This window comes from Olivibacter sp. XZL3, from assembly GCF_004368405.1.
Taxonomy (GTDB): Bacteria; Bacteroidota; Bacteroidia; order Sphingobacteriales; family Sphingobacteriaceae; genus Olivibacter.
Window position 1 is genome coordinate 1 of record NZ_SBJH01000027.1, and the last position, 20216, is coordinate 20216.

Annotated in this window: 25 protein-coding genes; 19 read left to right on the forward strand and 6 right to left on the reverse strand. The window is 41.3% G+C overall.

Translation table 11 applies throughout. The annotated features are described in order from the left end of the window. The first annotated feature begins 81 nt into the window (after window positions 1-81). The 14 genes from EPX21_RS07335 to EPX21_RS23425 all read left to right on the forward strand — a co-directional run bounded on the left by EPX21_RS07335 (window position 82) and on the right by EPX21_RS23425 (window position 8685). Entirely contained in the window at window positions 82-552 is a 471-nt protein-coding gene (locus EPX21_RS07335; RefSeq protein WP_255502039.1) for a DUF932 domain-containing protein, read from the forward strand. Between the two features lie 50 nt (window positions 553-602). Next, on the forward strand, window positions 603-977 hold the full coding sequence (locus EPX21_RS07340; protein WP_134089023.1) for a hypothetical protein: 375 nt from the start codon (window positions 603-605) through the stop codon (window positions 975-977). A gap of 314 nt (window positions 978-1291) precedes the next feature. Continuing rightward, a complete protein-coding gene (locus EPX21_RS07345; RefSeq protein WP_134089024.1) occupies window positions 1292-1621 on the forward strand; it encodes a helix-turn-helix transcriptional regulator in 330 nt (109 codons plus the stop codon). Window positions 1622-1658: 37 nt separating this feature from the next. Further along, the gene (locus EPX21_RS07350) at window positions 1659-2222 is read left to right on the forward strand and encodes a DUF6428 family protein (RefSeq protein WP_134089025.1); all 564 of its coding nucleotides are present in this window, start codon (window positions 1659-1661) and stop codon (window positions 2220-2222) included. 15 nt (window positions 2223-2237) lie between these two features. Then, the gene (locus EPX21_RS07355) at window positions 2238-2729 is read left to right on the forward strand and encodes a GNAT family N-acetyltransferase (RefSeq protein ID WP_134089026.1); all 492 of its coding nucleotides are present in this window, start codon (window positions 2238-2240) and stop codon (window positions 2727-2729) included. A gap of 18 nt (window positions 2730-2747) precedes the next feature. Continuing rightward, entirely contained in the window at window positions 2748-3185 is a 438-nt protein-coding gene (locus EPX21_RS07360) for an arsenate reductase ArsC (RefSeq protein WP_134089027.1), read from the forward strand. Next, complete coding sequence (gene arsB, locus EPX21_RS07365) at window positions 3172-4248, forward strand: ACR3 family arsenite efflux transporter (RefSeq protein ID WP_134089028.1); 1077 nt, start codon at window positions 3172-3174, stop codon at window positions 4246-4248. Before EPX21_RS07360 ends, arsB begins: the two co-directional genes overlap by 14 nt. 2 nt (window positions 4249-4250) lie before the next feature. Further along, window positions 4251-5315, forward strand: coding sequence for an ArsO family NAD(P)H-dependent flavin-containing monooxygenase (locus EPX21_RS07370; protein ID WP_134089029.1), 1065 nt, complete (start codon window positions 4251-4253; stop codon window positions 5313-5315). A gap of 5 nt (window positions 5316-5320) precedes the next feature. Then, window positions 5321-6094 (forward strand): metallophosphoesterase, encoded by a 774-nt coding sequence (locus EPX21_RS07375; protein WP_134089030.1) that lies wholly within the window; start codon window positions 5321-5323, stop codon window positions 6092-6094. Between the two features lie 13 nt (window positions 6095-6107). Next, window positions 6108-6842: a metallophosphoesterase gene (locus EPX21_RS07380; RefSeq protein ID WP_134089031.1), complete on the forward strand. Its 735-nt coding sequence runs from the start codon at window positions 6108-6110 to the stop codon at window positions 6840-6842. Window positions 6843-6943: 101 nt separating this feature from the next. Beyond that, entirely contained in the window at window positions 6944-7489 is a 546-nt protein-coding gene (locus EPX21_RS07385) for a sigma factor-like helix-turn-helix DNA-binding protein (RefSeq protein ID WP_134089032.1), read from the forward strand. A gap of 62 nt (window positions 7490-7551) precedes the next feature. Beyond that, the gene (locus EPX21_RS07390) at window positions 7552-8025 is read left to right on the forward strand and encodes a DUF2703 domain-containing protein (RefSeq protein WP_134089033.1); all 474 of its coding nucleotides are present in this window, start codon (window positions 7552-7554) and stop codon (window positions 8023-8025) included. Window positions 8026-8075: 50 nt separating this feature from the next. Further along, window positions 8076-8390 carry an RNA polymerase sigma factor gene (locus EPX21_RS07395; RefSeq protein ID WP_134089034.1) on the forward strand — a complete coding sequence of 105 codons (315 nt, stop codon included), beginning with the start codon at window positions 8076-8078 and terminating at the stop codon, window positions 8388-8390. Window positions 8391-8448: 58 nt separating this feature from the next. Next, window positions 8449-8685 carry a sigma factor-like helix-turn-helix DNA-binding protein gene (locus tag EPX21_RS23425; RefSeq protein WP_370450942.1) on the forward strand — a complete coding sequence of 79 codons (237 nt, stop codon included), beginning with the start codon at window positions 8449-8451 and terminating at the stop codon, window positions 8683-8685. Window positions 8686-8771: 86 nt separating this feature from the next. Here EPX21_RS23425 and EPX21_RS07405 read toward each other — a convergent pair whose 3' ends face one another. Beyond that, window positions 8772-9182: a MerR family transcriptional regulator gene (locus EPX21_RS07405; RefSeq protein ID WP_134089036.1), complete on the reverse strand. Its 411-nt coding sequence runs from the start codon at window positions 9180-9182 to the stop codon at window positions 8772-8774. 80 nt (window positions 9183-9262) lie between these two features. Here EPX21_RS07405 and EPX21_RS07410 point away from each other — a divergent pair, with 80 nt between their 5' ends. From EPX21_RS07410 to EPX21_RS23350, 5 genes are all read left to right on the forward strand, one after another. Then, on the forward strand, window positions 9263-9598 hold the full coding sequence (locus tag EPX21_RS07410; protein WP_134089037.1) for a YnfA family protein: 336 nt from the start codon (window positions 9263-9265) through the stop codon (window positions 9596-9598). 5 nt (window positions 9599-9603) lie between these two features. After that, window positions 9604-10041, forward strand: coding sequence for a hypothetical protein (locus EPX21_RS07415; RefSeq protein WP_134089038.1), 438 nt, complete (start codon window positions 9604-9606; stop codon window positions 10039-10041). A gap of 515 nt (window positions 10042-10556) precedes the next feature. Continuing rightward, complete coding sequence (locus EPX21_RS07420; protein WP_134089039.1) at window positions 10557-10937, forward strand: metalloregulator ArsR/SmtB family transcription factor; 381 nt, start codon at window positions 10557-10559, stop codon at window positions 10935-10937. After that, entirely contained in the window at window positions 10934-11542 is a 609-nt protein-coding gene (gene merTP, locus EPX21_RS07425) for a mercuric transport protein MerTP (RefSeq protein ID WP_134089040.1), read from the forward strand. Before EPX21_RS07420 ends, merTP begins: the two co-directional genes overlap by 4 nt. Then, window positions 11532-11756 carry a GDCCVxC domain-containing (seleno)protein gene (locus EPX21_RS23350; RefSeq protein ID WP_134089041.1) on the forward strand — a complete coding sequence of 75 codons (225 nt, stop codon included), beginning with the start codon at window positions 11532-11534 and terminating at the stop codon, window positions 11754-11756. Before merTP ends, EPX21_RS23350 begins: the two co-directional genes overlap by 11 nt. Before the next feature lie 1067 nt (window positions 11757-12823). Here EPX21_RS23350 and EPX21_RS07435 read toward each other — a convergent pair. The 5 genes from EPX21_RS07435 to EPX21_RS07455 form a co-directional block, all read right to left on the reverse strand. Next, complete coding sequence (locus EPX21_RS07435; protein WP_134089042.1) at window positions 12824-13795, reverse strand: FAD:protein FMN transferase; 972 nt, start codon at window positions 13793-13795, stop codon at window positions 12824-12826. Between the two features lie 2 nt (window positions 13796-13797). Further along, on the reverse strand, window positions 13798-15999 hold the full coding sequence (locus EPX21_RS07440; RefSeq protein WP_134089043.1) for a PepSY domain-containing protein: 2202 nt from the start codon (window positions 15997-15999) through the stop codon (window positions 13798-13800). 6 nt (window positions 16000-16005) lie between these two features. Continuing rightward, a complete protein-coding gene (locus EPX21_RS07445) occupies window positions 16006-16482 on the reverse strand; it encodes a DUF2271 domain-containing protein (protein ID WP_134089044.1) in 477 nt (158 codons plus the stop codon). Between the two features lie 121 nt (window positions 16483-16603). Next, window positions 16604-18118, reverse strand: a complete 1515-nt coding sequence (locus tag EPX21_RS07450; RefSeq protein ID WP_134089045.1) for an ankyrin repeat domain-containing protein — start codon at window positions 18116-18118, stop codon at window positions 16604-16606. A gap of 656 nt (window positions 18119-18774) precedes the next feature. Then, window positions 18775-19767: a GlxA family transcriptional regulator gene (locus tag EPX21_RS07455; RefSeq protein WP_134089046.1), complete on the reverse strand. Its 993-nt coding sequence runs from the start codon at window positions 19765-19767 to the stop codon at window positions 18775-18777. Window positions 19768-20216: the final 449 nt, after the last annotated feature.

Consider the following 20216-nt stretch of genomic DNA (forward strand, 5'->3'; position numbering starts at 1 on the left):
AATTAAATCTAACGTTTTTGATGAAAACACTCCTTAAGTTTTTAAAATATCGTGTCCACTTTTTGCTGACGATTTACAAAGATACGCCATACAGCCAGTGCACACGAGAAGCTGAAAAAGGCGCATAAGCTGTTAGGGATCAGCCACACGGTTAGTTGTGAGCTTCAGGAGATTTTCAACCACTGGTCAAAAGTCCGTATTACGGACACCAATCTCAAACGCTTGATACAATTGGCCTTAGCTCCCAGTAAAGAGGCATTGGACAAAATATTTAGCGGGAAACAGGAGGAACTATCGACCCATTTCAATAAAAAGATTGATGCTGTTTTAGCCTATGCTTTTAATAACCCTTCTCAGATTGACCCAACAACAAATGGGACGCTGTATGGCTGTTATAATGCGGTCACGGGCTATCTGCAAAATGTTCATGATTACGGTAGCGGAGAAAACAAACTAAAGTCCCTTATGTGGGGAATTTCCCAACAACAGACACAAACGGCCTTTGATCTTTGCAACGGCTTTGCACAGGTGGGCGCAGCTGCATTGAATTAATGTTTTAACTTAAGCGGAGGCGCAACCGTACAAAGAGCGCAAATTTTATTATGAAGGCGATAGATGAATTAACAAACACGGATAAAGCCAAATTGATACATCAGCTTTTTCCCGAAGAAATAGCACCGCTTTTGGAATATACATCATCCTTTTGCGTTAGGCTACCTGAAAATAGAGCAGTTTACGAAAGCGAATGGAGCAATAAAAGTATCATAACATTTAGCTTTTGGCTTCATCTTGCAGGGGAAACGGAAAAACTCATTAAACGTTTGAAGTACGATATGATCAAAAGCCGACATGTTTTTGCAGAACAGTTGTGCTTTAACCATAACGCTATCTTTTTTAATAAATGTTTGGTGAGGTACGCTAAAGAGAAGAGCATCAATGACAAATTTAAAAAGGCGATAGATTTGTTATATAGCTGAGAACTTAGCATATATCAATTTTTAGTCCCTTCTATTTTCATCGAAAATCAAGGGGCTTTTTTTTGCGGCGCCATAAGTGCCTTTTATGTTCTTTTAGATATTTTTAAAGATTGCGCGCAATACATTCAGCCTAGTATTCGTCGTACTTCCTTCCAATTTAATTTTGATTGGTCAAAGCAATCACCAGATAAATTTAGAGCTTGATATTGAAGAATCGGTTCGTCATAACTATAGAATATTTTTTTAATAATAATTTTTCAAAGAACTTGTAGTTACTTAATAATTATCGTAATATTGCAATTAAATAGTCAAGCATGGGAGTTACCAGAACAGAAATATTTACGGAAGAGCAGAATAAACTAGCTGTTCTATTGAAGGCAATGGGTCATCCAGCGCGTATTGCTATTTTGCAATACATCATGGCCTCAAAAACATGTATCAATGGAGATCTGGTGGAAGAACTCGGCTTGGCGCAGGCAACCATTTCCCAGCATCTAAAAGAGCTTAAAACAGCAGGATTAATACAGGGTACTATTGAAGGAGTCAGTGTATGCTACTGTATTCATCCAGAAAATTGGGGGTTATTGAAAGAAACCATCGGAACTTTTTTAAAAGGTTATATCGTTAGCAACGAGTGTTGTTAAAAAATTTTATATTAATATATCGTTAAATTGCAATATTATGAATACGAAAGATCTAATGAACTGGGGCGAGTTCAAAGCCCAACTGACTAAAAATGAGGAAGCCACCTTACAGTTTCAATATGCCGATAATAAATGGGTAGATGCTTCTTACCATATTACAGAGATCAAACAAGCTCCTATTACCTCCGTAGACTGCGGAGGCGTGATGAATGCCTGGACAGAAATAATTGTGCAGCTTTGGGAACCCCTTACCGGCGACTCAGAAAGAGCAATGACGGTAGGCAAAGCCCTGTCGATTGTAGCGTTGGTAGAAAAATCTCTTCCGTTAAATCCTTCTGGGATTGTCAAGATAGAATTTGGTAATTCGGAATTTGACACCCGCCAAATGTACCCAGGTGAGTTGGTTTTGGAAGGTGAAAACCTCATTGTTAATCTTATCCCTGATGCTACCCAATGTAAGGCCATCGGTCGTGGAGGCAGTTGCGGCACCAATGATAAAGGCGAAGAGTGCTGTGTGCCGGTTCAGGAAGAAGAAAGCAAAAGCGAGATGGTCAATTTAGCGACCGTTCAAAGTTGTACACCGGGGTCAGGATGCTGCTAAACTATAGACCGACTAATGGAACTAAGAACAATGAATGACACAGACTGGCCAGCTGTAAAAACTATTTATCTACAAGGGATAGCTACCGGCCAAGCTACTTTTCAAACAGAAGCACCGAGTTGGGAGGATTGGGATGGATCGCATCTCAAGCATTCCCGTTTTATAGCAAGTATTGATGGGCACATCGCAGGATGGGCAGCGCTATCGCCTGTTTCAAGTCGTTGTGTTTATGCCGGTGTGGCGGAAGTAAGTATATATATACACGAGGATTATCGCGGAAAAGGCGTGGGTGGTTTTTTGATGAACGCACTCGTAGAAAGTAGCGAAAAACAAGGTCTCTGGACACTTCAATCAGGCATTTTTCCGGAAAATGAAGCGAGCATCCGCCTGCACGAAAAGCATGGCTTTCGGCAACTAGGTTACCGGGAAAAGGTTGGAAAGCACGGAAACACTTGGCGTGACACTACATTAATGGAACGCCGGAGTAAGACAATAGGAATTGATTAAATAAGACAAAAAAGCACAATGAAGAAGATATTGGTATTATGTACCGGCAATAGCTGCCGGAGCCAACTGGCAGAAGGTTATTTAAGGCACTTCGCTCAGGGAAAGGCAGAAATATACAGCGCAGGTATTGAAACCCATGGTGTCAATCCAAAAGCCATACAAGTGATGAAAGAGGATGGCATTGACATCTCCGGGCATACCTCTAATCTTGTGGATGAATACAGCCATATCGATTTTGACTATGTCATTACCGTATGTGATAATGCAAAGGAAAGCTGCCCATACTTTCCCACCAAGGCGCAGAAGTTCCATCATAACTTTCCCGATCCTGCAAAAGCCGTAGGTACTTCCGAAGAAGTTCTTAATGAATTCAGGGCTGTAAGAGATCTGGTAAAAGCCTATATGAAAGACTTTATTGAAGAACATGTAAACGATGAAAGATATGTCAGCAAATAATTGTGCACCGGCTACCGGCCGCAAAAAACTCAGTTTCCTTGACCGTTACCTAACCTTGTGGATCTTTCTTGCAATGGCTATCGGCGTTGGTATGGGCTATTTTATACCCTCTACCGCTTCCTTTATTAATTCTTACTCAAGTGGCACAACCAACATACCTTTAGCCGTTGGGCTCATATTGATGATGTATCCACCGCTGGCAAAGGTTAAATACGAGAACCTCGGTAAAGTATTCAAAGATGTAAAAGTGCTCAGTGTATCCCTTATACTAAATTGGGTAATAGGTCCGCTCCTGATGTTCTTTTTGGCCATCACCTTTTTAAGGGATTACCCAGAATATATGATCGGTCTGATTCTGATCGGCTTGGCGCGTTGTATCGCTATGGTGGTGGTTTGGAATGAGCTTGCCGAAGGAAACCGCGAATACGCAGCGGGTCTCATAGCCCTCAATAGTATTTTTCAGGTATTGTTTTACAGTGTATTTGCCTATATTTTTATTACGGTACTACCTCCTTTATTCGGAATTGAAGGAGCTGAAGTAAATATCACCATCGGTGAAATAGCCAAAAGTGTTGGTGTTTATCTGGGGATTCCTTTTGCGATGGGGGTAATCAGTCGATATGCGCTCATTGCATTGAAAGGCGAAAAATGGTTTCAAGAAAAATATGTTCCTTTTATATCACCCATTACCTTGATTGCCTTGTTATTCACCATTGTAGTTATGTTTAGCTTGAAGGGTGAGTTGATCGTACAGATACCCATGGATGTAGTAAGGATAGCCATACCGCTGGTAATTTATTTTGCCTTTATGTTCATATTCAGTTTCGTAATTGCTAGACGTTTTGGAGCCGACTACTCAAAAAATGCTTCAATCGCCTTCACAGCAACTGGAAACAATTTTGAGCTTGCAATTGCGGTAGCGATAGGTGTGTTCGGGATCAATTCCGGCCAAGCCTTTGCGGGGGTTATTGGCCCTTTGGTAGAGGTTCCCGCCCTGATCGCTCTTGTGAACCTCGCATTCTGGTTCCGAAAGAAATATTATACCAAAACAGTGCTTTCTTAAGTATGGGCGTATCAAATAAAAACTACGATGTGATTATAATCGGAGGTGGGCAAAGTGCGCTTGCCTGTGCTTATTTCTTGCGACGTACCGCATTGAATTATATTCTTCTCGATGAGCAGGACGAGCCCGGAGGAGCATGGCAGCATGGGTGGGAATCACTTACATTGTTTTCACCGGCTGCATTCAGCTCTCTACCCGGTTGGTTGATGCCTGAATCTTCCGGTAAGTTCCCTTCAAGAGCCGAGGCGATTGCCTACCTGAAGGCTTACGAAGAGAAATATAAAATACCTGCTGAGCGACCTGTTAAAGTAGAGAAAGTTGAAAAAACTGATAATAGGTATACACTTAGTACATCAAGTGGCGATTATTTCTGCAAGGCGCTTATTTCTGCAACGGGCACCTGGGGCAGCCCTTTTATTCCGAACATGGAAGGGCTTGACTCCTTCAAAGGGAAGCAGCTTCATTCGGCGCATTATGCCAATGCAGAGGACTTTCACGGTAAAAAAGTGCTGGTGGTGGGCGGAGGTAATTCCGGTGCGCAGCTATTGGCCGAGATTTCGAAGGCGGCGAATACGGTTTGGTCTACCCTAACACCACCAACATTTCTGCCCGATGAAGTAGACGGCCGGGTGTTATTTGACGTTGCTACTGCTAAGTATCAAGCCTTGAAAGAAGGTAAACCTCTTGATACGAAACAGTATGACCTGGCAAATATCGTGATGATCCCGTCCGTAGTGGAGGCTCGCGAACGGGATGCGTTACACGGCAAAGGACGTTTTATTGCACTCACGGAAACTGGGGTGATCTGGGAATCTAACGAAAGGGAAGACTTTGATATAATCGTTTGGTGTACCGGATTTAAGTATGCAACTAAACACTTGAATGAATTGGGGATAACCGATGTCGATGGGCGCGTAGTTACCGAGGGTACACGTGCAAAGGAGGTAACCGGACTATGGCTCGTAGGTTATGGAAACTGGACGGGCTTTGCTTCTGCCACATTGATAGGGGTAGGAAGATCTGCGCGTGCTACTGTAAATGAACTAAATGAATATCTAAACCATTAAAGAAAATGAAAATTGCACTTTTTTCCGACATCCACGCTAATCTACCCGCATTGGAAGCATTTTTTGAGGATCTTGAACACCGGCAGGTAGATGCGGTTTATTGTTTGGGTGATTTGGTAGGGTATAATATCTGGCCCAATGAAGTAATCGATGAAATCCGAAAGAGAGGTATTCCTACGATTGCCGGGAATTACGATTTTGGTATCGGTAGAAGCAGTGACGACTGCGGTTGCGCTTACAAAACAGATGAAGAGAAAGCTATGGGCAAAATTTCCATTGCCTATACCAATGAAGCCGTGAAGGATGATCAACGCGCTTATCTTCGTACTTTGCCTGCACATATCCGGTTGGAGTTTCAGCTGAACGACGATAAGATGGATGTGCTTTTGGTACATGGAAGTCCCAGAAAAGTGAACGAATATCTTTTTGAAGACAGAGAAGAAAAAAGCATGATCCGAATTATGGAACAGACAGGAGCTTCCGTGATGTGCTTTGGCCATACCCACAAACCGTATCATCGTATCCTTTCCGTAAACGATGAAGATGGCGGCGTACGTTATTTGCATGCCATTAACATTGGATCGATTGGAAAACCGAAAGATGGTGATCCTAGGGGTGGCTACGTAATACTCACGCTTAATCCCGATAGCAGTATGAGAGAAAAAGAAAGTATCACGGTTGAATCTGTTCGTTTTGAATATGATGTAGAAAAAGCGGCGAAGGCGGTAGAAGATAGCCCTCTTCCAAACGGATATGCAGATATGTTACGTAACGGTTAACTAATTTAAGCTAATGAAGATTGCACTTTTTTCAGATATCCATGCCAATCTGCCTGCTTTGGAGGCGATGTTTACAGATTTAAATAACAGAGAGGTAGATGCAATTTATTGCCTAGGCGATCTTGTTGGTTATAATGTTTGGCCAAATGAGGTGATCGAGCTTATTCGTTCTCAAAAAATACCCGTCCTTGCAGGAAACCATGATGCCAAAGTTGGTGTTTTGGAGGCAAAGGAGGCTATTGAAGCCCTTGGTAAAAACTACGCTTATCAGCTAATTAATGATGTTAATAGGAAATACCTTCGTGATCTGCCGGCCCATATACGCTTAGAATATAAAACTGCGGATGAAAAGTTTGATGTCTTAATGGTGCATGGCAGCACCAGGAGGAACGACGAGTATGTATTAGTCGATACCCCTGAAGAAGATGTTTTAGCGATGATGATAGAAAGCAATGCTTCTATTTTATGTGTGGCCCATTCTCATAAACCGTATCACCGCGTGCTTAAATCCACAGGGGCAAATTATCTACACGTAATCAATACCGGTTCAGTGGGGAAACCTAAGGATGGGAATCCGCAGGGATGTTATGTTTTGTTAGAATTAACAGCAACAACATCTTTGCTTGATCCTGAGACCTTAACCGTTGATTTTATGCGTTTTGACTATGATGTTCAAGTAGCAGCAAAGGCAATAGAAGATAGTCCATTGCCAAATGAATTTGCAGACATGTTGCGCGAAGCTTATTAAAAAAAATCAATAATATGAAATATCCATGATTACCAAACCCAAACGCCAATGAAAATAATCTGGATATTCCATAGGGCCTTTAAAGAACAAAATATTTACATATGAAATGCGATGTAATAGGAATTTGGCACGAAAAAAAAGATAAACTTAAAGGATTTGTATATAAGCGCTCGCCCCAATACTTGGATACTGAAGAGATCATGAACGAAGTTTTGGTGAAAATGTATCTATATTGTCTTAAGAAAGCAGATATTAAAAATACTGAATCTTGGCTATGTCAGATTGCGAAGAATACGATTTACGATTATAAGAAAGACGCCGCAAGGTTTACAGAGCTGCAACCGGAATCACCAGCAATCGGCTGGCCATCGATCGAAACCCATAATGCCCGACGATGGATAGAGCCACTTTTGCAATTAATTCCGGTAAAATATGCCGAACCGGTAAGACTTGCTGACCTTGAAAATATCCAGCAAAAGGCAATAGCAAAAAGCCTTGGTTTAACGCTTACAGCTACGAAGTCAAGAATACAAAGGGGAAGAAAGTTACTGCGGCAAAAATTTTTCGAATGCGGTATAATCGAGAAAAATGAAACCGATAATTACATATACACCGTAACGAGATCGTGTTGTTTATCAACAAAATGATATTTTTTTGCGTCTTATTAAGCTGTGCTAAGTCTAGTAAGTATTAAACAACTATTTATGTTATGGACAACGCAAAAGAATCTGTAAAACTGTTAGATGTAAACTTAATTCAAGTGGACATGCAAAAAGAAGGAAAAAAGAGCTGCGCAACCTGTGATAAGGTTCATGAAACACTTCTAAATGCCGTAAAGCTGCTGCAACCTGTTTTTCGAAAACTCGATGTACATTTGGTACTTAATAACCTTTTTATAACGACCATTGATGAAGCTAAACGTTTGGGAATAAGCTCCTCTCCGACAATTAGGGTAGGCAATACTTTACTGTATCCAGAACACATCTCAAGTAATGGCGAAGAACGCCAATGGCATTGGAAGGGTGGAGTTTCTACAGAACCTACAGAACAAATATTTATTGAACTGATTTTGCAGGGATACACGGATAATAGTGATAGTCCGAGCGAAATCCGGGAGATTGCTCCCTATGTAAAGAAATTTTTAAAGGAGGGTGAATCATCAAATTGTTATAGTTCAATGTGAAATTTTTGGAGGAGTCTTCAAGGCTCCTCCTTCAAAATATCTAAGTAGCAATGACAGTGATAGTCAATAGAAAAAATAGCTCATGTAACCAGAGCGAATGCTGCGATATCAATGAAGTTATCACAGCTTACTATAAGGAATTGAAAGGTTATCTGATCAATCAGACCAAAGATGTAGCATTAGCCGAAGAACTTGTGCAGGAGGTTATGCTAAAAGCCGCTGTGGCCCATCAGAACGGGACGGATGTGAAAAATATCAGAGCTTGGTTCTATCAAGTAGCTAGGACTACGTTGGCTGATCATTTTCGTCAGGTTAAGAAAGAGGCTGAGATATTGTCTGCCAGCTATAAATTATTCAATAGTTGACGAGTCAAATAAAGAACTAGAAGAGCTTGTTCAAAAATATATGGATCCGATGTTAGCTATGCTTCCGGATAGATACGCTATTCCCCTTAAATTAGCAGAACTCGACCGCTTATCCCATAAACAGATTGCCCAACAATTAGGGCTAAGCTTAAGTGCAACAAAATCGAGAATTTTATGTGCCAGGGCTCGTCTGTTGGAGCCTATTTACGAGTGCTGTGTGGTTGAACTCGATAAACTTGGTAATTTTATCGGTTGCACTTTGAAATCTTCTTGTAAGCCTTTAAACGAATTATAACTTCTGATAATGATGTAATGAAATTGTCTAAATGTAATACTGTTCCGGTTTATAGCGATCGATATGAAATATCTGATTTATCGCTTTTAAAGAAAGCCATCCGAAATCAATATCGGACAATTATCTTCGGGAGTAGCCGGGTTGCAGCAACTAACACATTTTTTAACACCATTTATCAATTGATTGCGAAGGGCAACCATGTCAAGGATTTTCGCATCCAGAAGTTGAACTTTTTTTTCGATCATCTCACTTACATTGCTACAGGTTGCTTCCCTTATTTCAATCATGTCTAGAATAACTGCTGATTCATTTAAGGTAAAACCAAAATTTTTCAACCGTTTAATGGTCAGTAAACGGTTAAGGATTTCTTCCGAATATTCCTTGTAATTATTATTCCGTCGCTGCTTTCTTTCAATAGTGATCAACCCCTGCTTCTCGTAGAAACGGATCGTGTCCCTGGAAAGACCTGATTTTGCTGCCAATTCGCCTATTAACATCTTTTTTTAAAAAATTACTTGACCGTAGACTATACTCCATAGTTTATATTTGCAAATATAATTTTTATTTACATGATAATATGGCGGTACTAAAATCATTAATAATATTCCTACTTGCCGGAATATGTGAAATCGGCGGGGGATACCTGATCTGGCTATGGTTAAAAGAAGATAAGTCTATTTGGTACGGTATTGTAGGTGGGGTTATCCTCGCCCTATATGGTATAGTGGCTACGTGGCAGACGGCTAATTTTGGCCGCGTATATGCTACTTATGGCGGTATCTTCATTGTCCTTTCCTTGTTATGGGCATGGAAGGTAGACGGATTTCGACCCGACCGCTATGACATTATCGGTGCTTCGATAGCGCTGATCGGTGTCTGTATCATTTACTATGCACCCCGAACAGTTCAATAACATTTATGAAATACATCCTTATTTTACCAATGATGGTAATTACGCTGGCCGCATTCGGACAGAACAGAAACACAACAAAAAGTGTCATGAAAAAGAAGAAAACAGAATCGTGTACGCCAAACTGCGCAGACGGCTGTGGTGATGCCCGCCCGCTGACCTGTAAGCTGACAAGCCCTGAAATACAGCAACGGAAGGCGACAGTTATTGCCAGTCTGAAAAAACAGGTCCTGGAGAAAATGGAACTTTCCAACGGGTATAGTTATAAATTCAAAGGGGATGATAGTGTTTTAACGGAGCTAACAGAGTTTATAAAAACAGAGCGGTTATGTTGTGATTTCTTTGATTTCGGAATCAAAGTTTCGGGCGATATGTCGGCTTCGTGGTTATCCATAACTGGCCCTGCCGGCACCAAGGACTTTATCACCGCAGAACTGGGCCTGTAATGGGCTATTTTCTGGAAATTTTATTGGTGTACAGTCAATTATAGTAGGTAAAGGGATAAATCTATGTCTTCATATGACGTATCGTCGTAATAATATCCATTTAAACTATAGTTTACCCGATTATTCTGATTTCCTTATCCGAACCGTGCAGGTATCACTAAATTGATTTCATATAGCAATAAGGATGTAAGATAATGGAGTTCATCAAAGTATGCGCCCTTTGCTGGGACATTATATTCACCTTCACAGATATATGAATAAAGCTCATATCTGCTCAGGAACTTAATATTGCAAAGTGGTTTGTTCGTTTCAATGTTATTAATCTATGGCCATGCTGATCTTTCTTACAGGTTAAAAAATGTCATAATCAGTGTTTGTAATATTTCAAAACAAGGAATGTCAAATTGATACGAATGGAAATCACTGACAGACGTTTATACCGCTAAATCGAAAATGTATTTAAGAATTTGCTTAAATACTAATATACTATTACTTTTGGTGTTCAGATATAGGATATGGAAAAAAAGAATATTTGTATACGTGAATATGCTAACCCTGAACAGATAAATGGTTGCCGTGAAAAAATTACAGCAAATGAAAAGTCATTTGCACAGCTGTCAGGCATTCTTTCCCTGGCCGGCAATGAAGTAAGATTGAAGATTCTTTACCTACTTGAAAATGAAAGAGAGCTATGTCCCTGTGATCTGAGCGATATCCTGGGGATGAGTATACCTGCTATCTCACAACATCTACGGAAGATGAGGGATGGAAACATCATTCAATCGCGTAAAACAGGTCAGACTATTTTCTATTCCCTGAGAGTAGAGCATCTCAAACTATTACGTCCATTCTTTAGGACCATCAATCAGATCAATTTAAAAACCGAAACAACATGAGTAAGATAAAAAACAATAAAGTGCTTATGGGATCAGGGGTTTTTCTTGCCCTGACATCTTCCCTTTGCTGCATTGTTCCGTTTTTGGCGATAATAGGAGGTACGATGGGAGCCGTTTCGGCATTCAGTTGGATTGCCGCTATCAGGCGTTATTTATTATGTGCAACAGCATTGATTTTGGGTTTTGCATTCTACCGTGCGTATAAATCCGAACAGAAAGATGCATGTGGTTGTGAGCAGAAAAGGAGCATGTGGCAATCTAAAATTTTTCTCTGGATCATTGCTGCTGGTTCCATTTTATTGTCAACCTTTCCCTATTACACCTCATTTCTTCAGAAAGTCCCTACAAAACAAATGTTAACCGACAACCAGACCGTTAGTAGTGCCGTACTTGAGGTACAGGGAATGAGCTGTGTTGCATGTGAGGGCCATATCAACCAAGTTTTACATGGTAAGAAAGGTGTACAGGAAGTGCGCACTTCTTATGAAAAAGGTGAATCCATCGTAAAATTTGATAGATCACTGATATCCCCGGCACAATTGTCTATCGCGATGGAGAATGAAACCGGTTATAAGGTAAAAAGTATAAAGACAGATGATAAATAAAAGCATAATTCTTCAATCTACCATTACATGTCCTTTATGTCAACATAAAAAGGAAGAGACCATGCCCACGGACGCGTGTCAATATTTTTACGAATGCGAAAATTGTCACCAACGTTTAAAACCCCTGCAAGGGGACTGCTGTGTGTTTTGCAGTTATGGGAATGTCAAATGCCCCCCGATACAGAGGAACGTATCCTGTTGTACCAACTCATAGGTCGCGTTACCATGAGCATGTAAAAAGCATTGCCGGACTTTCCGTACGAAGCATGTAATAGGCTATGATTTGAACAAATCCTTTACGAGGCAGAAAATTTACAATACCAGACTTTCCTCGCAACTGGTTACAATTTATGGAGAGATAGCATAGCCATTTATGCAAAACATATTCATCATCACACATATACATTGTTGGAATTATTTTCGGGTATTTACCCGAATCTATGCTGTCGTCTTTCGTGCCCAAACTGAAATTGCGCAACAAATACCTCGTGCAATTAGGAACAATATGAGTAAAATAAAAACTATAAATTTTACTTGGCCAATTTAATTGCATTATCCGTCCCCTATTACTAATTGTTGATCTAAACTTATAACGCCGCACTTAAAGCTACAAAATGGGTTGCATTAAAAGCTATAAAGTGACACTTTACAAGGCATAGAAAAAAATAATCTAAAATTCCGTATCTTTTTCTTCCATTCTCCGTCATCCTTCAAAAAGTTAATAGTTATGACTGAGAAAATAAAAATTACCATCTACGAGATGGGTGGATGCTGTTCTACTACAATATTCTTATTTTTAGCACGTAGTATTGGGATAATTTTCAAAAAGGAATATATACCTGTTCTTAAGATTAGCTAAACAACGGTTTTTTAAATTGAATTTAAAAGCGTTGTTTAGTATTGATACGTTTTATCCCCCCGTTTATTAAACAACAACAAGCGACTATCAACACTCAACTAAGTTTGTTCCTATTAATAGTCAAAGGAGAAAATAAAGTAGCTAATAATTTCATATATCAGCTAACCGTTTTAAATCATCAATAAAATGGTTCGATATTCTTCCCTTAGGGTCTACGAAAAGGAGACACTGGTAAATGTCTCCTTTTTTTATGCCAGCGTTCTTCGTCTTTCTGATCCTCCGCGATTATTTCGTTGAATTTGATGACAGCAGTTTGGTCACCACGTCAATGACGTCCTTGGTCTTGTCATCCTGAAGGGTCTCCAGAATCCGTTCAAAGCGGCTCTTCGGGTTGCGCTCTTGTGGAGCGTGATATAATAGAATTATAAAGAATGGAGCACACTACCGTTCTCGGTAATTAAAATAGCTTTATAAGCAGGAAATGATTTCAGAAGCTTTTCTCCCTGTTCTCTACCAAGAACCATAATAGTCGTAGACAAACCATTGGCAAATTCAGCCGAAGGGCCATAAACCGTTACACTTACTAGTCCCGTGGAAGGATAACCTGTTTTCGGGTTGATGATATGGGAATAACGCATGCCGTCAAATTCCACATATTTTTCATAACTACCTGATGTAACCATAGCACTGTTGCCGATTTTAAGCACCTTGGCCATCCTCCCTGGTCGGAAAGGATTGTACACGCCGATGCGCCACGGTTTTCCGTTTGCCTGCTTTCCCCAAGCGGAAATATCGCCGGAAGCATTGACAAGACCTGCGGGCACGTCGTTCTCCATTAGCAAAGTCCTTCCCCTATCCGCCGCGTATCCCTTTCCGATCGAGCCGAAGCCAATCTTCATACCCTTTTTCTTTAGGTAAATCGTCTGATTGACGCTATCAAGTTGAATAGCCCGATAGTCCACTTTTTCAACTGATCGGAGGATTTCCGCTGCTGAGGGAATGCTGTCCATCGTACCATCAAAGCGCCATATCTTGTCCATCGCCGCAATGCTGATATCAAAAGCGCCGTCCGATTGTTCCGAGAAGAAGATAGCGCGCTGCGTTAGTTCAAATACCTCTCTATCTACCTTGACAGGTTTTATACCCGCATTACGGTTCACTTCCGAAACTTGCGTATGCGGTCGCCATTCTGAAATCAGGTTTTCAATTCGTTCAATCTCGGTAACGGCCATATCAATGTGTTTATTTGCGGCAGCAGAATCTTGATCCACCACCGTGACCTCAAAACGGGATCCCATTAAGGTTATTGCACGGCTTAGCTGCACCTGCGCAACGCCCATGTTGAGCGCTGTTACTTGAATAAAAACGAAGAAAACGACTGTTTTGGCCAACATTTTTAATAACAATCTGTAAGAACCTGTCCTCTTTCCACATAAAATACCAACGGTTTTCCGTTGTACTGGAGCAGAATTTTATCTAAGCAAATCTCCACGTCACGCAGCATCACCAAAGCGCCACATACCATCAGTACGCCCTGGTCTTTCAGCAGCGAGGCAAACCTGACGCCGTCTCTTTCGATCAGGTGCATCACGTATTGAGCGTCCGTCTCTCTAGAAAAGGCAAAATGGAAATCCGTTAATTTCTTCTTCGATATCTGGGCTTCCGCAAAAGCCTTATACGTGCCAACCCAATCGTTATCGTGCCGAAAGCCACCGTAAAGATGCACGGGAATCTTTCCACGGTTTTCATCGATCATGCCCAAAAAAGGCGCTATACCCGTTCCGTTGAAAACCATGGCCACTGAAGAGGCCTTTTTCGGGAAGTGAAAATGTTCATTGGGCATCACGCGAGCTTTAATTACTTCTCCAACTTTCAGGTTGTATAGATATCCGGAGCCCAATCCTCCTTCATGCAATTTGACGATCAGCTGCATTTTACGGTTGCATTTACCAATGGAATAAAGGCGCTCGCTGTGATTATTCGCTGGGTAAATGGCGAAAAGATCACCCGAACGGTATCCAATTCCCGACTGGGAATCAAAAACCACCTTAAACGTCGCATTGTGTTCGCTCACCTCGGTTTTCTCGACTACCTTCCATTTATGCATTTTCATCGGCTTTTCACTATACACCGAAGCCGCCGTTGCCAAAGGTAAAAGCGATTTTTCACTATACGCATGAATCCAGCTTAACAACTCATCCGTTGATTTATCATTCACCAAGAACAATGACAGATAGCGGGACGCCCATTCTTCCTCGGACAGCAATTGATCTACTTTTTTTGCAAAAGCACAATAGTCTGCATAAGCTTTCGAACCAAAACCGACGACGGCATACTGGACGGGATGATTCTGTGGATGTTGTTTTACTAAGGTTTCAAACTTCCGTGCATTCGACGGTGGATCACCCAAACCGTATGTCGAGGTTAATATAATCAATTGTTTTGCCGTAGGAAAAACCTGATATTGATCCATTCCAGCGATATAGGACATGCTACCGGCCTGAATCAGCTGCCGATGTATTTTATCTGCAAAAAAGACCGTGCTACCATTTTCCGAACCATATAAAATCACGATTTCAGCTTCTTCGGACTTAAACTTGTTTCTAGCTTTAGTGCGTGTCCGTTTAAAGGTGATAGCAAAACCGGAATAGATAAAGGCCAATATGTTGACCGATGCCAAACCGAGGACGATTGCCAACAACATATTGGTCCTCCCTGTGTGCATATTCAGGTTCCACTGCTCCCATGTTTTTACATTAGGGACAATAGCCTCTTCGATAATTTCTCCCGTTATCTGATGAATGCTCAACGTTCTGTCCTTCCGTTTGAGTACGTAATATTCTTCCGGATCATCCGGAATAAACGGAAAATCGATTTGCTCTACGTCTTTTAAGTATGTCGATTTAAAAATCGGGAAATCCGATACTGGCTGGGCCTTGTCCGAACCGTCCGTTGCTGTTTGTAAGATTACCACTTCGGGCTCGCGCTGAAAAATATGCATACGGAGGAGGAAAAGTAGCGTTCCGGTAACGGAAATCAACAAAATAGGGAGCAATGCCCACCGTCCGGTGACCACATGGAAATATTGGGCAAAAAAATCTTTCTGTATCTTAGCAAAGAAATGACGGAAGCCTTGCTGGCGTTTTAAGATGAGTGCGACGCCGCTGACACTGATCAGAATCAACAGAAAGGAGACCACAGCGACGATCGTCCTACCGGTTTCTTTAAGAAAAAGGGAGCGGTGCAGGGCGGTTGTCCAGTTGATAAATGCACTCTGAGGTTTTATTTCACCAAGCTGCTCACCTGTATTCGGGTCGATAAAGGCCTTTACGGTATTTCCATCTTCGTCAATGGCATCAATACTGACAAACCCGCGGTGATCAACAGAGAGGGAGATTATTTCTGGATAAACCTGTTGCAGGGAGGGAAGGACCTGCGCCAGATTTAACTCGTCAAAATTTTCCACTTTAAGTGGTGGAAGTTTTTCGTACACCGCGTTTCCCGCAAGGATAATCCCTGTCAGTGCAAGGATGAGTAGAAAAACCGAAGAGAAAATCGCTAAAGCCAAATGGGCATATCGCCATACGGTTAAGACCATTTCCCTCTATTGCACTTTATTAAGTTTAACAAAACGGATATAACCGGTACCAGTGGCCCGCTCGGTAAGTCCTTGTGTAGTCAACGGGATTTCGATATCCTTTGTATGGTATTTTTGTTCTTCTACGGCCGATTCAAAGCGTAGTTTGTACCCTTTGTTGAGCTTTGCATTTTCGATATTGATCGTTTTTACGGCTCTGTCTCCTCCAGCAATGGAGGCACTGGTCACGGCACTCAATTTTTCTTTTGTTTTGGTTTGGAACTTGTACCACTCTTTCAACGTATTATACCACTGTTTGTCGGGCCCTAAAACAGCCAAGGTCTTTTCGTATCCACCATTCGCATCGATCAGAGAGATCACCACGTAAGCGGCTTCACCTTGATAGGCATTCATCTGGATCATACACTTGTAACTACTGCTCTGCGCGTACGATTGGCTACCCAGAAACAGACTTAATACAAGGCTTGTTAATATTTTGTACATATCTTTTATTTATTTTATATTGAATCGATTAATCGGCTACTTGTTTAACCGGTCATTTTTATCAAATTTGATGAAACCTGACAGATTTGAAAACCCGTCAGGTCCCGCAAGAAAACACTTATTACTTCATAAAATCCAACGATACATTATTCCCTTTCAGGAAATCGTTGTCTTTCGCCAAATCATAAGCCATTTCGTCAAATTCACTTTTCAAATCTTTTTTGGCACCCAGCGCGATCAATTTCTTCAAGATTACATCGTCTTTTGCTGTTAACGCGGCTTTGTGCAAGGCAGTCATACCCTCTTTATCTTGTGCATTGATGTCAGCACCTAATGTTGCCGCTTTATCAATCATTTTGACACTTTCTCTAGCAACGGCGATATGGAACAAAGAGCTTCCATCTTGCTGTGGTTTTGCCACATCAAAACCTTTTTCTTTAAAAATAGCCAATTTCGCCGCAAACTCATCTTTTTGCGACCGGTTATTACCCTGTGGTCCTCCAAAACCAGGTCCGCCTTCTCTGAACGAATTGAACCAATAGTAAGCTAGGTTGTTTCCGTCTTTATCGGTCACGTTGATATCCGCACCTTTATCCAGTAAAAATGCTACTACGTCGGAAGTACCCGTAGCAACGGCTTTGGTCAATGCTGATTCGCCTTTTGCGTTTTGTGCATTGATATCGGCAGTTTTAGCCAAGATGGTTTCAATCACGGCCAAATCCCTACCGGAAGCGGCGTTGATCAATACAGTATTGCCTTCATTGTCCTTTTTATTGACATCCGTACCTTTTTCCAAAAAATAATTGATGATCTCAGCATCCGGACGACGAACCAGGTTATGCAAAACATTGGCACCATCTTTTGCATTGACCGCTTTAGGGTCTAATTTTAATGTTTCCACCAGATATTTATAGGTGTCCAAACCATTTGACGGTCCTCTACCTACTTGAGAAGCAAAGAAAAGTGCATTATTCGTTGGTTTTACACCTCTAGCTATCAAATTTTCCATCAATTCCTGGTCACCCGCACGTGCAGCATAATCCGTTGCTGAGGCGCCATAACTGTCTTTATCTTGAATAGAAAGACCTTTAGAGACAAAATAATCTGTGAGTTTCAGTTCTTTATCACCGGAGACACCTAACAACAGCAGCGTTGTCCCGCCATCGTACTTTGCTTTCGGATCGATTCCCGCTGCGAACAGCACGTCAAAAACAGCTGGGTTTTTATGCGCACCCGATGCTGCAGAAGTTGCTACGGCATCTCCATGACTATCGGCATAGTTGATATCTGAACCTTGATCAATCAAATATTTGATGACTTCCACATCGCCTTTACTGGCAGCCCATTGCAAGTAGGAACGGCTGTGATGTGTTTTTCTCTTCACGCCATTTCCCTCTTGTTCCACCATAAATTTGATGGTTTCCAAAGGCGCACCCGCCAGAATGGCTCGTGATGTGGCATCCCAAGAAGCTGGCCCCGGTTCTGCAGGGTCATAACCTTTAGCTATTTCGGCTTTTACTTGTTCTACGGTTGTTGTTGGCTTCCAAAAATCAGCAGATAACAAAGGGTTACTATTTTGTTGCGCCTGTGTATTTAAGCCAAAGAGTAATAATGCAGGTAATAATAGCTTTTTCATATTTTCTTTTTAAATGATCTAAATTAATGTATTTTATCGTTTCTTCCAATTATTAAGGCAAATCCCAAAACAAAACGACGCATCTTTGGCTCGGATTTTGGAATTTTTGCTGGGGAAACATCCGACCTTACGGCGCCTAATAGATCCTGTCAAGAAGCGCCTGTTTATGACGAAAGTCTAAATGTCCAGCAAGCCTCGATTTAACTGGTAACATTCTTATTTTGAATCAAACCACTTGCTTTTTTATAGGTTGACCGTCTTTATTGTTTACACCGCCGTAAGCCTTTCAGTGTTTCTTCTGCGTTGGTGTTCCGAAGAAGATGTTGAGTAAAAAAGCAATGTGTAAAAATAAAAATTCGTCACTTATCAGTTGATTGCGATCCGGTTTGTCTTACCAATATCTCTTTATGATGCCACACAATTGGTATTTAGACTCATTCAAAATAATTTTGGACAAAAATAGAATGTCAAGATGTAACACGGTAACGGAAGACGGAATAAAAGTGCCGGAAGACGGAATAAAAGTATCAAGAAAAGAATTATATATGGTTCTTCGCTGAGAAATAAATTGATCTCGAAAGATGAACACAGGGTCTTAAAGGTGGTAAAGGGAGGAGCAATAGTAAAATAACTTAGTCCTTTGTCAGATTGCCACTTTAAGTCAACAGAACGGGAACAGACGCCTTATTGTACTTGTTTCGGTATTCTATCGGCGACAAACCCGTAATCTTTTTAAATGTCGAGCGGAAGGCCTTGGTGTCTGTATAGCCAATTTCATACATTAATTCGCTCACCGTTTTTCGGCTTGTTTCAAGCTGCTTTTTTGCGGCTTCTATTTTTACGCGCTGTATATATTCCGTTACGGTATTACTGGTTGCTTTCTTAAATCTTCTTTCGAGGCTTCTCCGACCTAAAGCTAGCATGTCAGCCAACTGATCTACTGTAATCTTTCCCTGGAAATTCTTCTCTATAAACTCTTGGGCTTTTATAATGAGCTCATCTTCATGCTCTTTTTGACCGCTAAACACAATGAATGGCGACTGGCTATGCCGATCGATGTCGATCATAAACGTTTTGGCAATGAGTATGGCCACGTCCCGTCCAGCATGCTTCTCCACCAAATACAGCAGTAAGTTGGTATAGGAATAGGCGCCTCCGCTGGTATATATCCCTCGATCTTCTGTCAGAATTTTATCGTCTACAAGGCGTGCATTTGGATACAGCCGTCTGAATTCGGTAGCAAACCGCCAATGCGTTGCGCATCGTCTACCATCCAATAAACCGGTCGCGGCAAGAAAGAAAGCACCTACACAGAAACTTGCCACTTCAGCGCCTTGGGCATATTGGTTGACAACCCAAGGAATAAAGGCCTCATTAAGAGCCAGCGCGCTCTTCAAGTCGCCCAACATGGCCGGGATTATAATTAAATCCGTTTTACTTACCTGACTTATCAGTAAGTCCGGCTTAATGGTGTATACGCCGTTCCGTTGGCTAGCGTTTGGATTGAGTCCTACAAGCTTGATATCAAAAAGCGGAGCGTTGCCAGCCCTCACAAGACACTCGTTTACTTCCGACAAGATCTGATGCGTACCTTCGATGTTCGTGATGCTGGTATGTCCCTCCGGAATCAGAATTGAGATATGTTTCATGGCATAAGATCCTTGCGGCTTCTTTAAATTGGTTACGCTTATTATACGCAAATATAAGTTCTAATATTGTCGAAATCAATCACTTTATATCATTTTCTGTAGTAAGGGGCTGCCGTAATATCCCCTGGTTTTGTCGTTTATTGCCTCTCTTTAGCAACAAATTCTATTTAACTTTACTTTCGCAAGCTATAGAACGTTCTCGGTTAAATGCTGCACAGCTAGTAGGAGAACAGTACTTATTGCGCTAAAAATGAAATAACCATTATAAACAACAGCGAATGAAGTCTGCGTAAGCCAGCGCTTAAAAGGACGTGAACAACTAGTTCCGTCCTGCGATAGGAAGCTTCATTATCAATTTAACAAGTATTCAGATCGTTAGTTTGAAACTTTAAAAATGAATACAAGGAAAAGCATCATGTTAAGAAGTGTTACTTTGGCATAAATAGCTC